This window comes from Chryseobacterium sp. KBW03, from assembly GCF_003852415.1.
In the GTDB taxonomy this organism is placed as follows: domain Bacteria; phylum Bacteroidota; class Bacteroidia; order Flavobacteriales; family Weeksellaceae; genus Chryseobacterium; species Chryseobacterium viscerum.
Genome location: NZ_QAJO01000002.1, coordinates 357,036 through 370,464, shown reverse-complemented (window position 1 = coordinate 370,464; position 13,429 = coordinate 357,036). Strand labels below are relative to the sequence as shown.

Below are 13,429 nucleotides of genomic sequence, written 5' to 3'. Positions count from 1 at the left end.
TTATTTGAATACTTCAGGGGCTTTTTGAGCACCTGCTTCAGCTTTGAAATAAGGTTTTTCTTTAAAGTTGGTGAAATTCGCCAAAATATTATTCGGGAAAGTCTTGATGGAAGTGTTGTAATCCTTTGCAGCATCATTATAATAAACAGTTTCAGTTCTGATACTGTTTTCAATAGCAGTGTATTCTCTTTGGAAGTTGATATACTGCTGATCTGCTTTTAAGTTAGGATAAGCCTCCACTACAGCCATTAATCGGCTCAATGCTCCTGATAATTCTCCCTGTGCAGCCTGGAATTTAGCAAGGTCAGCTTCAGTCATATTACTAGGATCAATGTTGATAGAAGTAGCTTTGGAACGTGCTTCCACAACTTGCGTTAACGTTTCCTGTTCAAATTTTGAATACGATTTTACCGTTCTTTCCAGGTTAGGAATAAGGTTTGCTCTTTTTTGATATACAGTCTCTACATTAGACCATTTTGCGTTGACACTCTGTTCTTTGTCGACAAAGCTGTTATATCCGCTTTTTCCCCAGAAGAATAGAACAGCAACAATAATAAGGAGGGCAATACCGATAGTTCCGGCACCCAAACATCCTTTATTTTTCATAGTTTATTTTTTTTAAATTTTTTGTGCTAACCAAATATACAAATTATGTGCTAATTTTGTAAAAAATTATTTGAATGACAACAATAGTGGTGGCAATGGGAGAGAAAAATGAAATTGGTTTTGAAAACCAGTTGCTTTGGCATCTTCCTAAAGATCTAAAACATTTTAAAGATATAACTTCAGGACATCCCATCATTATGGGAAGAAAAACATACGAAAGTATTGGAAAGCCCCTTCCGAACCGTACCAATATTGTTGTGTCAAGAAAGAAGAACTGGTTTGAAGAAGGAATCCTTATCGTGGGAAGCATCAAAGAAGCATTGAAATTTGCCAAAAAAATTGATGAGGAAGTCTTCGTTATTGGGGGTGGAAACATTTATGAGCAGACAATGGATTTGGTAGACAGGCTTGAAGTAACTTTAGTGAAAGCAGATCTTAAAGCAGATACATTCTTCCCTAAAATTGATGAGAAGATCTGGAAAAAAACTGCAGAGATCTGCCATGAGAAGGATGAGAAAAATGCTTATGATTTCTGTTTCCAGACCTTTGAAAAAATCAAGAGCGAGTAATTACAGAATTCTCACCTCTAACCTCTAGCTTCTAACCTGTAAATTTTTTATCTTTGCACTTCTAAAATTTAATAATGAATAAATACATAAAAATTGTAATAGCAGCACTTCTTATCCTGGCGGGACTTTATTTGATATTTTTCACAAGAAGTATGGGATGGGGTATTGTTGTTTTTCTTTTGGCTGCATTGCCGATCTTATTATTCTTTAAAAATGAATATATTCTTTTGGCATTCTGGCAATTGAGAAAACAAAATATGGAAAAAGCGGGTGAATGGCTAACCAAAATAACAGATTATAAAGGACAACTTCACAAGACTCAATACGGATATTTTCACTATTTATTAGGACTGACTCAAGCTCAGGATCACCCTGCAAAAGTAGAACCTTTTATGAAAAAAGCATTGGAATATGGTTTGAATATGAAGCATGACAGAGCAATGGCTACTTTAAATCTTGCAGCAGCAGCTATTTCCAAAGGAAGAAAACAGGAAGGGCAGAAGTTACTGGAAGAAGCAAAAAGATTAGACAGCGCAGGAATGATGACCGATCAGATCAAAATGATGAAAGATCAGTTGAAAATGCCGACTATGCAGAAGCACATGCATAATCCTAATATGAGACAGAGAGGAAGATTCTAAGGAATCTCCGATATCTATATAAAAATAAAAGTCCTGAATTTTTCAGGACTTTTTGTTTTTTATTGTTGGAGGAGGAGGTGCTTCCTGTTTAAAAAAAGTATCTTTTGGGTAAATGTTTTCCTTTACGAGAAACAAACTATCATGCTTCATAAATTTATCCCGGAGTCCATCATCATAAAATTTACGACTTTGCTTTTTATAGGTTACAGTAACCAAAGGGAAATCTCCTTTCTCATGCGGTTTATCTTCTTTATTCAGGAATTTAAGATAATTTTCAAAAGACAGAGGATCGCTTGATTTTACTTTGTAGATTCTTTTAGGTAATATTTGAGTTATTTTATCATGAGATGCTGCTTCAGAATATTTCTCAAGGAATAGAGTGTCATTCTTTTTGGTAAAAGTATATGTTTCAAATGCAAAGAACATACAGGCTGAAAGATCAGTCATTATTTTGACCGTATCTCCGTTTTCCATCTTTTCTGAAAAATGATAAAGGTCTTTATTCAAATCAAATTTACTCTCATGCTTGCAGGAGAATAAAGAAAATGAAAAAATGATAAAAAGTGTTTTTTTCACAAAGCTACATTTCCGAATTCTGATCATAACCATAAAACTTAGGCATCTGCCAATGGTATTTTACAGCAAATGTTCGAATCGCCACAATCAGTATAATAGTGAATATTTGTATAAAAGTATAGGAAAGTGTAGTATATCTGGTCATCAATAAAAATGCTGAACCTCCTAATATACATGCTGTAGCATAAATTTCCTTTCTGAAAATCAATGGAATTCTGTTGAGTAATATATCCCGGATAATACCTCCGAAACAACCTGTAATGGTACCCAATGCAATACAGATCATAGGATGGATTCCTGCATTTAATCCTTTCTGAACTCCGATAATGGTGAATAATCCAAGACCGAAGCTGTCGAAGATAAATAAGGTTACTTTAAAATTCTTTTCAAGAGATTTGAATACCATTGAAAAAATGCTGGTCACCAGGATCAGGGCACACATCAGAAGATCATGCATCCAGAATACCGGAATATCAAGCAATAGATCTCTTACAGTTCCTCCTCCTACGGAAGTTACAAATGCAATAATAAGTACCCCAAACGGATCAAGCCGTTTTTGCATGGCTGCAAAACTTCCCGACATGGAAAAGGCAATGGTCCCCAGGACTTCTATAGCAAAATTGAACTGTTCGTGCATATATTATGAATAATAAGTAATGAGCAATGAGTAATAAAAATTATGCCATTTAAATTTGAGAAAGTCTAAACTTGTAGGTAGTCATAACCTTTACAAGTTCTTCACATTCTGTTCTTAAATGTAGAATTTTTTCCGGATTTAAATATTCTAATTCTTCAATAATTTCAAGCCAAAGTTGAGTTTCATCAATTTCTTCGACTACTATGCACATTTTAGCAAATTTTTCTTTTTCAGATCTTGCTCTGGATACTGCCCGGTAATTGGCTGCCACAGAAGTTGCAGATCTGATAATTTGTTTTCTTATTATTGAAATATCATCTGAATAAGGTAATGAAGAAAGTGTTCTAATGATAGCAATAGAAAAGATTTTGGTCCTTTCCCTGAAAATTTGGTTAAAATTTACCCCATCAAAATTATTCATTACTTATTGCTCATTACTTATATTTATTTCTCCACCCTCACGGAGTCCGGAACCATCAGTTCATACTCGCCGCCGTGGGTGATGATTTCCCTTACGATGCTGCTGCTGATAAAAGATTTTCCTGAAGAGGTCAGTAAGAATACCGTTTCCAGTTTTTTGTGGGCTAAAGTTCTGTTGGTATGAGCAATCGCTTTTTCAAATTCAAAATCGGCAGGGTTTCTCAATCCTCTGATAATGTATTGAGCATTTTTTTCAAAACAGTAATCTACCGTTAAGCCTTCGAATGAATCTACTTCCACATTGGGGAATTCTGCTACGGAATTCTGGATAAATTCCATTCTTTTTTCAAGAGGAAACATATATTTCTTCTGAGAATTCTGTCCAATGGCGATGATTAATTTATCAAATAGCGGTGCCGCTCTTTCTATAATGTCGTAATGTCCTAGTGTAATAGGGTCAAATGACCCAGGGAAAACAGCAATTTTCATGTTGTACGAGTTATAATTTCTTACTTCAGTTATCTATTTTCTTTTATTTAAAGCTTTTTCAACTTCATTTCCACAAAGATCCATAATGGAAATTCCATAATGTCTTGCCTGTTGTGGAAGAATACTTGCCGGAGAGAATCCCGGATTGGTATTCATTTCAAGCATATAAGGAATTCCGTCCATCAGAATGAATTCACTTCTTGAAAAACCGCTCATTCCTAGTGAGTTGTAGGCTCTTTTAGAAATTTCTTCTACTCTTTTTGTGGTTTCTTCGTCAATTCTTGCTGGGGTAATTTCTTCAGAAGCCCCTTCGTATTTTGCTTCATAATCGAAAAACTCATTGGTAGGAACAATTTCTGTAATTCCCAGAACGATAGTTTCTCCTTTAAAATCGATAACTCCTACGGAAACTTCCATGCCGTCCAGGAAACTTTCAATCAGGATTTCATCATCTTCCTTGAATGCAATTTCAGTAGCGGCAATCAGTTCAGATTTTTCTTTTACTTTAGAAATTCCCAGAGAAGATCCGGACTGGTTGGGTTTTACAAATACGGGGAGATTTAATTCTGATACGATCTTATCCACATTGATGTCTTCGCCTTTTCTTAAATAGATGCTTTTCGCGGAAGGAATTCCGTACTTTGATAATACGGCAAGCGTATCTTTTTTATTGAAAGTAAGAGCGCTCTGGTAAAAATCACAACCTGTATATTTTTGACCAATCGCATCCCAGTATGCCTGAAGAATCCCGTTCTCACCAGGAGTTCCATGGATAATATTGAAGCAGGCATCAAATTTTAAGGTTTCACCATTATCTAAAGTTACAGAAAAATCACCTCTGTTGATCTCGTATTTCTTATCATTTTCTCCTAAAAAATACCATTCATCTTTAAGGACTACTACTTTATATACGTCATAGAGATTTCTGTCTAAAGAATCATAAATCAATTGTCCGCTTTTTAAAGAAACGACATATTCATCAGAATAGCCCCCCATTACTACGGCAACACTTTTTTTGTTCATAACCATATAGTATCAATTAAGGCAAATTTAATCATTTTCTGTAATGCAATATGGGAAATTGGCAAATTTTACCATCAAAAATGAATTGTGTTAAATAAAAAGTCCATTCTAAAATTATTAGCTATATTTGCGGTTATAATTAAAGTATTTTTAAGTATGCTTAAATCACTTTTCAATTGGAAAGTTTTACTGAATTTAGTAATAGCCATCGGCATTTTTGTAGGGTTGATATGGCTCACATTTCGCTGGTTGGAATACCATACTAATCACGGTCAGGAAATACCTGTTCCCAATGTTGTTAATAAATCTATTCATGATGCTGTTAAAATATTGGATGATACAGGATTGGAGTATGACGTAGATAGTGCCAAGTATGATCCTAAATACAGGCCATTTCAGGTTCTTCAGATCTATCCTGCACCGGGTTCCCGTGTAAAGGATGGAAGAACGGTACGTCTTAGAGTGAATCCTAGAACTTGGGCTCAGATTGCTGTTCCGGATGTTATCAATAAATATTCAGGGCTGGCATTCCAGAGGTTAGATCAGGTAGGTCTTAAGATTGGAGATACCATTTATGAACCAAGTATCCAGAAAGATGCTCTTTTACGTATTTTATATAAAGGAAATGCTGTAAATCCGGGAGCACGCTTACCTAGATTCTCTGTAATCGATGTAGTGGTAGGCTCTGGTCCTATGAGAAATATTTCTATTCCTAATGTGGTAGGACTTTCTGTAAAAGAAGCAAGAGTAGTTATCGCAAAAAGTATGTTTGAAGTTGGATTGGTAGAGCATGAAGATGGCAGCAAAGACGAATCTGATATTATTTATTATCAGGATCCTGCTTCAGGAGATGTTCGTGACCAGGGAATGCAGATTGACCTTTGGGCAAGTAAGAAAACTCCGGCAGAGCTAAGAGCAAAAGTAGAGCAGCTGAATTCTATCTATCGTATGAAAGTAGATACATCACTGCCTCCGGTACGATATGAAGAAGTTCATAACGAATCAAGCTATGAAGCTCCCGTAGTACCTCCTCCGGCACCTAAAAAAGAAACTCCAAAACCGGAAGCTCCGAAAACTGAGACTCCTAAGACTCAGACGACAACTTCTAAACCTGTTGTTTCTGCAACTGAAAAGCCTAAAACGGCGGTGGGAAACGTTACTCATACTGCAGGAAGTACAGCCAAACCAGCTGCTTCAACAACTACACAACAGCCTGCTCAAAAGCCGAAAGCTAAGAAGGTAGTCGTAGAATAAGATCAGATTAATATCAAAAATACAGGCTTCAACTATAAAATGTTGAAGCCTTTTCTGTAAAAAATATAAAACAATGTCAGAAGATAACGAAGATTTTTTAGATGAAGAATTATTAGATTCCAACAGTATTGAAAACATCGATATTGACGAGGAAAATAAAGGATTGTATGAACATCTTAATATCACTGTTGACAACAAACAGGAGCCATTAAGAATTGATAAGTTCCTTTTAATACACAGACAGAATTCTTCAAGGAATAAAATTTCACAAACCTGCAGAGCCGGAAATGTCATTGTAAACGGTGCTCCGGTAAAACAGAATTACCGTGTGAAGCCGGGAGATCAGATCTCGGTACTGCTTACCCATCCTCCAAGGGAGAATGTCATTACTCCGCAGGATATCCCAGTGAATATCATCTATGAAGATGATGATCTTGTTGTAGTGGATAAGGAGCCGGGAATGGTGGTACACCCGGGATTCGGAAACTGGGACGGAACGCTGGTGAATGCGCTTGCATATCACTTTGAAAAAAATGGTCAAAAGTCTGATCTGGACAGAGTAGGGCTTGTTCACAGAATTGATAAGGATACCTCAGGACTGCTGGTAATCGCCAAAAATGAGTATGCATTAAGCTTTCTGGCGAAACAATTCTTTAACAGAACCACGAAAAGATTGTATTGGGCTTTTGTGTGGGGCAATCTTCAGGATGAGGAAGGCACCATCAAAGGACATATCGGAAGACATCCTAAAAACAGGATGCAGATGTCTGTCTATGAAGATGGCAGTCATGGAAAACACGCAGTAACCCACTATAAGGTCCTGGAAAGGTTCAAGTATATGACTTGGGTGGAATGTAAACTTGAGACGGGAAGAACCCATCAGATCAGGGCGCATTTCAGACATGTAGGTCATACTTTGTTTAATGATGAAAGATATGAAGGTCATACCCCTTTGAGAGGAGTCAATCTTCCCAAATACAAGCAATTTATTAAAAATGTTTTTGAGATTTTGCCAAGACATGCCCTTCATGCCCATACCCTCGGATTTATACACCCAACGACTAAAAAGGAATTATATTTTGAGAGCCCAATGCCCAAAGATATGGCGGATGCTGTAAAAAAATGGAGAAATTATTTGGAAAACTAAAAATATATTGAGAATTTTTTTATATTTGTTGAATTGAAATCAAGATTTGTTATGAGAAAACTATATGCTATCGTATGTTTAGCTCTTTTGTCAAATGCATACAAAGCACAAGAATCACTACCATACTATCAGCAATATCTTCTGGATGGTGAGTTCCTGTTCAACCCAGCTCAATACGGAAAAACAGATTACGTACAGCTCAACGCCAATTATCAACAACAATTTTCAAAATTTAGTAATTCTCCGAATGTTCAGTCTATTGGGATTAATGCGAATATCTTTGATAGAGTAGGTGCTGGTATTTCCGTGTTTAGAGACAGTAACGGGCCTATTTCTGCTGGTGGTATCACGGCTGGTGCTTCATATTTTATTCCGCTGAGCAGCGAGGGAGACAGAAAAGACCAGTTCTCTTTCGGTACAAGTGTTAACTTCTATAACATGAATTTTGATTATTCAAAAATCAATACTGAAGAAGGAGGTGACCCATTATTGAGAGGTGAAGAAAGTAATATCTTTATGGTGTATGCCAACTTTGGTTTGGCTGCTACCTATAGAGGTCTATTCGGGGGTGTTTCCGTAAATGATATTGCATTGAGTAATGATGCTTCTATCGTAAACAACTACGAGCCTTCTCCAATTAAATTCTTCTTAAACTTAGGATATAACTGGAACATTGCTGATAACATTACACTAGCACCGTCAGCATTGATCAACCTTAATACAAACTCAACGAGAATGATCGACTGGAACCTTATGGCGACGTTCTCTAACGAGATCAACGCATTCTCTTTCGGGGTAAGCTACAGAACGGTTCAGAACAGATTTGATAATCAGAACCTGAGTATCTCTCCCATTGTAAAAGTGAGATTCAACAAATTCATGATTGGAGCTACTTATAACCTTGGATTATCTGATATCCAGAGCTATGGTGGAAACAGTTTCATGATTGGTCTGGGTTATAACTTTGACAACTTTATTAATGTTAGAGGATTTAGATACTAATCAATTTAATTTAAATAAATTTGAGCTCTGAAAAATTTCAGAGCTTTTTTTATGATATATATTCACATTCCGTTCTGTAAACAAAAATGTAGCTATTGTAATTTTCATTTTTCAACATCCCTGAATTTCAAGGATGAGATGCTTCGTGCGATGAAAACTGAAATATTGCTGAGAAAAGATGAGTTGCAGAACAGAAACCTGAAATCCCTGTATTTTGGAGGGGGAACTCCGTCTATTCTTTCAGTAGACGAGATCAGTTCTTTAATAGATGAAGTCTTACGGCATTTCAGTTTTGAGAAAGATATAGAAATCACGCTGGAAGCCAATCCGGATGATCTGGATAAAAGTTTTTTAAAACAATTAGCCGGAACCCCTGTGAACAGACTTTCTATTGGTACCCAAAGTTTTTTTGAAGAGGATTTAAAATTAATGAATAGAGCTCACAATGCTTCAGAGGCGGAGAGTTCTATCAAACGTGCTCAGGACTTTGGATTTGAAAATCTGAGTATTGATCTGATCTACGGTTCGCCTACTTCAAACCTTGAGATCTGGAAAGAAAACTTACATAAAACAATAGCGCTGGAAGTTCCGCATATTTCTTCATATGCTTTGACAGTTGAGCCCAAAACAGCTTTGGAAAACTGGATTTCAAAAGGAAAAGTAAAAAGCCCCAAAGAAGAAGAGCAAAACAGAGAATTTTATTACTTATCAGACTTTTTAAAAGATAACGGTTTTGAACATTACGAAGTATCTAATTTTGCAAAACCAGGATTTTATTCCCGTCACAATTCTTCTTATTGGAAATATCAGGAATATTTGGGGATAGGGCCTTCGGCACACTCTTATAACGGATTTGATGTCAGAAGCTGGAATGTAGCCAATAATCAGCAATATATTAAAAAGCTTAATGATAAACTGCTGGCCAAAGAAGAAGAATTTCTTTCCCAGGAAGATCAGTTCAATGAAATGATTATGATTGGTCTGCGCACCATCTGGGGAGTTGATCTTATCAGTTTAAAAAACAAGTTTTCAGAGAGGATGCTGGAGCATTTTCAGAGAGAAATGAAACCGAAAATAGAAGAAGGTATTTTAATCATTGAAAATGACCATTTAAAAATTCCTGAAAAGCATTGGTTTATGGCTGACGGAATTGCTTCTGATTTGTTTATTGTATAATGCTTGCAGGTGTACAATATGCCATAAAATTCACTATTTTTGTATAAAATTTCAGGTCATTTGAAAACTAAAAAACAAGATTATTCACATCTTTCACCAAGCCAGCCTATCGGTATTTTCGATAGCGGGGTGGGAGGTCTTACCGTTGCCAAAGAAATCAAAAGGCTTCTTCCTAACGAAGATCTGATCTATTTTGGAGATACAAAACACCTTCCTTACGGAGAAAAATCCAAGGAAGCTATTATTGAATATTCTACAAAAATCACCAATTTTCTGCTGGCGCAGAACTGTAAAGCTATTGTAATCGCCTGTAATACGGCGACTGCTAATGCTTTGAATGAAGTGATGCAGTCCGTTGCAGGGAAAGTTCCTGTGATAGATGTTATCAATCCTGTTGCTGAAAAGGTATCTTACGAAATCCACAATAATGTAGGGGTTATTGCGACCAAAGCTACTGTGAATTCCGGACTGTATAAAAAGAGTATCCGAAAGCATAATAAATGGATCAAAGTGGATGAGCTGGCTACGCCACTGCTTGTTCCTGCTATTGAAGAAGGATTTAAGAACCATCCGATTACCCATGCTATTATTTATAATTATTTAAGTAATAGTAAATTAAAAAATATTGAAACGCTCATTCTGGGCTGTACCCATTATCCTCTTTTGATCGATGAGATCAAACAGTATTACGGAAATAGAGTCCGTGTGATTGATTCCCCGAATATTGTAGCCAATCATCTGAATATTATCCTGGATAAATACCATCTTTTAAATGATAATAATCCCAAACCGAATTATCATTTCTACCTTTCAGATCTTACCAAGAACTTTGAAAAGATCTCCAAGAAGTTTTTCGGAAAAACAATCGATTTAGAATTGAAAGTATTATAAATAAAAAAGCTGTTTCATCTGAAACAGCTTTTTTTGTGTTTTTAACTATAGTTTCTCGCAGATTAATAATTATGCTTCTAGAATCACTTTTTCAGCTTTCAATCTTGTCTTTGGATTGAACTTTGGCTGATTGGAATCTGCTTCATCTCTTTCACCAATAGTTACCGCAAAAAGAGTTTCATACTTTTCATTATTCAGAATAGTGTCATATTCTTCAGGTTGAATTCCTTCCATCGGAGTTGAATCTATTTCCATATCAGCACAAGCAGAAAGTAGGACTCCCAATGATAAGTATACCTGATGTTTTAGCCAGGATTTTATTTCGGTTTCTCCTTTAGGCTTCACAAAATTTTTGTAATAGGCCACAGATCCTTCAGGAAGTACTCCTTCAATCTGTTTTTCAAAATCTTCCGGATTTTTAAGAGCCTGGAAAACAATTAAGTGACTGCTGTCCAGAATTTTTTCTTTATTAAAGTAAGATTTGTCTGCCAGCTGCTTCTTTAGTTCCGGATCATTCACAAAAATAAAGTTCCATGGCTGGCTGTTAATAGATGAAGGACTGAGGTTTAAAATCTCTTTCAAAGCTGCTATTTGTTCCTCACTTACTTTTCCCTGTGGGTTATACTTTTTTACAGTATACCTGTTTTTCATTTTGGTTAAAAAATTCATAATTTTGTACTATCATTTTTATAGTTACAAAAGTAATTTAAGTTTACTAACTTTGCAATAACGGTAAAAAATGATAGTATAAATGTATACAGTAGATAATAAATCCTATCCTTGCTGTACCAGTGTTACCATGAGGTTCATAGGCGGTAAGTGGAAAGCGGTAATTTTGCACCATTTAATTGATGGCGCAAAAAGATACAATGAAATAAGGAAGTCTATTCCTACCATTACGGAAAGAACGTTAAGCTTACAACTAAAACAGTTGGAAGAAGATGGAATTGTAGACAGGAAGGTTTTTACAGAAAAACCTCCTTTGGTTGTTGAATATGAATTGACAGATTTTGGAAAAACACTACTTCCTGTTTTGGAAGCAATTACGAAATGGGGCATAGAAGCTCCCGTTATCTCAAAAAAAATAATCAGGAATTAAAGTTCCTGATTATTTTCTTTATTAGGTTCAAAAAAACTGAAACTCACGTTTCCGTATTTTCGGGTATCTACTAAATTGGGATGTTCCATTTTCATACGGCTTTGATGTTCTACAATAAGAACCCCGTTTTCTTTTAAATATTTATTGTTTAAAACAAGAGAAATCAGCTCATAGTACTTTTTCTCTTCCATTTCAAAAGGAGCATCGGAGAAGACAATCTCAAATGATTTTTTATTTCTGAATTTTTTAAGCCAGTCAAACACATCATCTCTTTGTACATTGATCTGAAGTGACATACCAAGTTCAGAAGCAGTAGAATTGATAAAAGAGGTGTGTTTCGGATTCATTTCCACGGAAGTTACACTCTGGCAGCCTCTGGAACCGAATTCGAAGGTAATAGAGCCAATTCCTGCAAAAAGATCAAGGACAGCAATAGACTGCATGTCATATTTATTTTCCAGGATACTGAATAAAGCTTCTTTAGCAAAATCAGTTGTAGGCCTAACGTCAAAGTTTTTAGGAGCTGCAATTTTTTTAGCTTTCCATTTTCCTGATATTATTCTGAACATATTGTTGTTTAGGTTTTAGGTAATAGATCATAGGTGGCAGGTGATTGTATTCTAATCATTGTTACCTGCTGTCTGCAACCTAATTAAGTATAAAATTCTTGTTTGGAATATTGTCAAAAACGATTTTCAGGTTCTTAACAAATTTCTGAAGTTCGGAAATGAATGTTTCATTTTCCGTAGTTTCTCCATAAGCATAAAAGCTGGTTTCATTGATCCCGAAGCCTATTTTACTTAATGTAAACATGATGAAGTAAAGAAAATCTACTTCTGAGTTCACATCCAGATTATTATAAAGAATGATCTTTTTATTGTCAATGGCAAAAAACTCACATTGGTTATGATAAAGGTTAATGTGGATTTCCTTATTGGTTTTATTATTGATCGAACTTAGGAACTTTTCTCCGGAGAAATTGAAATGGACAGGTATTGCCAACTCCTTTATTTTCTTATAATAGTTTTTCGGGAAAGTATAATAAAACTGAATGTTGAATTTTTTGTTGATAGAAAGCATCAGTTCTTCTTTCTCCCTGTCTGTAGGAGCGTTGAAGGCAATCAGATCAAATCCTGCATCATGCTCGGAAAAACCTTCCGGCATCAACGTAAAATGATTAAATGCCGAAATGATGTGGATTTCGTCATAGCGCTGCTTAATAAGAACTTCGTCCAGCTTTTGCTCAATAAGATTGGCTGGTGTCTCTTCAGTAACGAAATAAGACTTTTCCTCCAGAATGTTTTTGTTTTTAACAATCTGGCAGATCAATCCGTCTTTGGTAAAAAGTAAATTAAGTACGTTCATATTTCAATTCCTGCAAATTTAGTGAAATTCTACCATTACCGCACCCGATTGATGGTGAAGTATTTCCTTATTATAAAAATCAATATTGACCTGGCTTTCCAATACATCGCGAACCATCCTCTGCAAAGTCCCATCACCTATGCCGTGAACAATTTCCAGTCTCTTCAGATTATTTTTCCTGCAAAACTGAATTACTTCAATCAGTTTTTCCTTTTGAATAAACAGTCTTTCAAAGCTGTCATAGTCATTTGGATTCTTTACCAAATTATGAAAATGCAGGTCTAAAACCAAATGATTTTTCTGATGTTTTTTAGAAATAACCTTTTTGGGCTCAGGTTTTTTCACCACTCTGATATTTTCATAAAGATCAGCATCTTTCGGAACTAGCTTTTCTTTTGCATACTGATGGGTGAAGCCATATTCGTCTTTAAAAACCACAATATTTCCCCTCACGGAAGTTACAACTCCGCTTAGATCTTCATCTACCACCGAAACCTTATCGCCAATCTTCATAATTTTTTATGACTTGTCTGA

General features: G+C 35.7%; 18 protein-coding genes. 8 read left to right on the top strand and 10 right to left on the bottom strand.

Annotated elements, in window-relative coordinates:
* Nucleotides 1–606, bottom strand: coding sequence for a LemA family protein (locus DBR39_RS03795; protein ID WP_103233000.1), 606 nt, complete (start codon nucleotides 604–606; stop codon nucleotides 1–3).
* A 74-nt stretch (nucleotides 607–680) separates the two neighbouring features.
* Here DBR39_RS03795 and DBR39_RS03790 point away from each other — a divergent pair, with 74 nt between their 5' ends.
* Nucleotides 681–1,175 (top strand): dihydrofolate reductase, encoded by a 495-nt coding sequence (locus DBR39_RS03790; RefSeq protein ID WP_124530904.1) that lies wholly within the window; start codon nucleotides 681–683, stop codon nucleotides 1,173–1,175.
* A 74-nt stretch (nucleotides 1,176–1,249) separates the two neighbouring features.
* A complete protein-coding gene (locus DBR39_RS03785; protein WP_124530903.1) occupies nucleotides 1,250–1,816 on the top strand; it encodes a DUF2892 domain-containing protein in 567 nt (188 codons plus the stop codon).
* 42 nt (nucleotides 1,817–1,858) lie between these two features.
* Here DBR39_RS03785 and DBR39_RS03780 read toward each other — a convergent pair whose 3' ends face one another.
* The 5 genes from DBR39_RS03780 to DBR39_RS03760 are packed head-to-tail and all read right to left on the bottom strand — an operon-like array spanning nucleotide 1,859 to nucleotide 4,961.
* Nucleotides 1,859–2,392, bottom strand: a complete 534-nt coding sequence (locus DBR39_RS03780; protein WP_124530902.1) for a hypothetical protein — start codon at nucleotides 2,390–2,392, stop codon at nucleotides 1,859–1,861.
* 4 nt (nucleotides 2,393–2,396) lie between these two features.
* The gene (locus tag DBR39_RS03775) at nucleotides 2,397–3,029 is read right to left on the bottom strand and encodes a trimeric intracellular cation channel family protein (RefSeq protein ID WP_103233004.1); all 633 of its coding nucleotides are present in this window, start codon (nucleotides 3,027–3,029) and stop codon (nucleotides 2,397–2,399) included.
* Nucleotides 3,030–3,078: 49 nt separating this feature from the next.
* The gene (locus DBR39_RS03770; protein WP_124530901.1) at nucleotides 3,079–3,450 is read right to left on the bottom strand and encodes a four helix bundle protein; all 372 of its coding nucleotides are present in this window, start codon (nucleotides 3,448–3,450) and stop codon (nucleotides 3,079–3,081) included.
* A gap of 23 nt (nucleotides 3,451–3,473) precedes the next feature.
* A complete protein-coding gene (gene coaD, locus DBR39_RS03765; protein WP_076356137.1) occupies nucleotides 3,474–3,938 on the bottom strand; it encodes a pantetheine-phosphate adenylyltransferase in 465 nt (154 codons plus the stop codon).
* Between the two features lie 33 nt (nucleotides 3,939–3,971).
* Nucleotides 3,972–4,961, bottom strand: coding sequence for a D-alanine--D-alanine ligase (locus DBR39_RS03760; RefSeq protein ID WP_124530900.1), 990 nt, complete (start codon nucleotides 4,959–4,961; stop codon nucleotides 3,972–3,974).
* A 156-nt stretch (nucleotides 4,962–5,117) separates the two neighbouring features.
* Between DBR39_RS03760 and DBR39_RS03755 the strand changes: the two genes are divergently transcribed.
* The 5 genes from DBR39_RS03755 to murI all read left to right on the top strand — a co-directional run bounded on the left by DBR39_RS03755 (nucleotide 5,118) and on the right by murI (nucleotide 10,431).
* The gene (locus DBR39_RS03755) at nucleotides 5,118–6,215 is read left to right on the top strand and encodes a PASTA domain-containing protein (protein ID WP_124530899.1); all 1,098 of its coding nucleotides are present in this window, start codon (nucleotides 5,118–5,120) and stop codon (nucleotides 6,213–6,215) included.
* 73 nt (nucleotides 6,216–6,288) lie between these two features.
* On the top strand, nucleotides 6,289–7,362 hold the full coding sequence (locus DBR39_RS03750; RefSeq protein ID WP_185145141.1) for an RluA family pseudouridine synthase: 1,074 nt from the start codon (nucleotides 6,289–6,291) through the stop codon (nucleotides 7,360–7,362).
* A 51-nt stretch (nucleotides 7,363–7,413) separates the two neighbouring features.
* A complete protein-coding gene (locus DBR39_RS03745) occupies nucleotides 7,414–8,364 on the top strand; it encodes a PorP/SprF family type IX secretion system membrane protein (protein WP_103233007.1) in 951 nt (316 codons plus the stop codon).
* A 51-nt stretch (nucleotides 8,365–8,415) separates the two neighbouring features.
* Complete coding sequence (gene hemW / locus DBR39_RS03740; RefSeq protein WP_124530898.1) at nucleotides 8,416–9,540, top strand: radical SAM family heme chaperone HemW; 1,125 nt, start codon at nucleotides 8,416–8,418, stop codon at nucleotides 9,538–9,540.
* A gap of 60 nt (nucleotides 9,541–9,600) precedes the next feature.
* Nucleotides 9,601–10,431: a glutamate racemase gene (murI, locus tag DBR39_RS03735; protein ID WP_103234324.1), complete on the top strand. Its 831-nt coding sequence runs from the start codon at nucleotides 9,601–9,603 to the stop codon at nucleotides 10,429–10,431.
* Between the two features lie 69 nt (nucleotides 10,432–10,500).
* Here murI and DBR39_RS03730 read toward each other — a convergent pair whose 3' ends face one another.
* A complete protein-coding gene (locus DBR39_RS03730) occupies nucleotides 10,501–11,100 on the bottom strand; it encodes an NAD(P)H-dependent oxidoreductase (protein ID WP_124530897.1) in 600 nt (199 codons plus the stop codon).
* Between the two features lie 82 nt (nucleotides 11,101–11,182).
* Here DBR39_RS03730 and DBR39_RS03725 point away from each other — a divergent pair, with 82 nt between their 5' ends.
* Nucleotides 11,183–11,530 carry a winged helix-turn-helix transcriptional regulator gene (locus DBR39_RS03725; RefSeq protein WP_124530896.1) on the top strand — a complete coding sequence of 116 codons (348 nt, stop codon included), beginning with the start codon at nucleotides 11,183–11,185 and terminating at the stop codon, nucleotides 11,528–11,530.
* Here the strand turns inward: DBR39_RS03725 and rsmD are convergent.
* The 3 genes from rsmD to DBR39_RS03710 form a co-directional block, all read right to left on the bottom strand.
* A complete protein-coding gene (gene rsmD / locus DBR39_RS03720) occupies nucleotides 11,527–12,099 on the bottom strand; it encodes a 16S rRNA (guanine(966)-N(2))-methyltransferase RsmD (protein ID WP_103234326.1) in 573 nt (190 codons plus the stop codon). The two genes, DBR39_RS03725 and rsmD, sit on opposite strands and share 4 nt — an antisense overlap.
* A gap of 79 nt (nucleotides 12,100–12,178) precedes the next feature.
* A complete protein-coding gene (locus DBR39_RS03715; protein WP_124530895.1) occupies nucleotides 12,179–12,895 on the bottom strand; it encodes a DUF3822 family protein in 717 nt (238 codons plus the stop codon).
* 18 nt (nucleotides 12,896–12,913) lie between these two features.
* Nucleotides 12,914–13,408, bottom strand: coding sequence for a Smr/MutS family protein (locus DBR39_RS03710; protein WP_124530894.1), 495 nt, complete (start codon nucleotides 13,406–13,408; stop codon nucleotides 12,914–12,916).
* Between the last annotated feature and the right edge of the window lie 21 nt (nucleotides 13,409–13,429).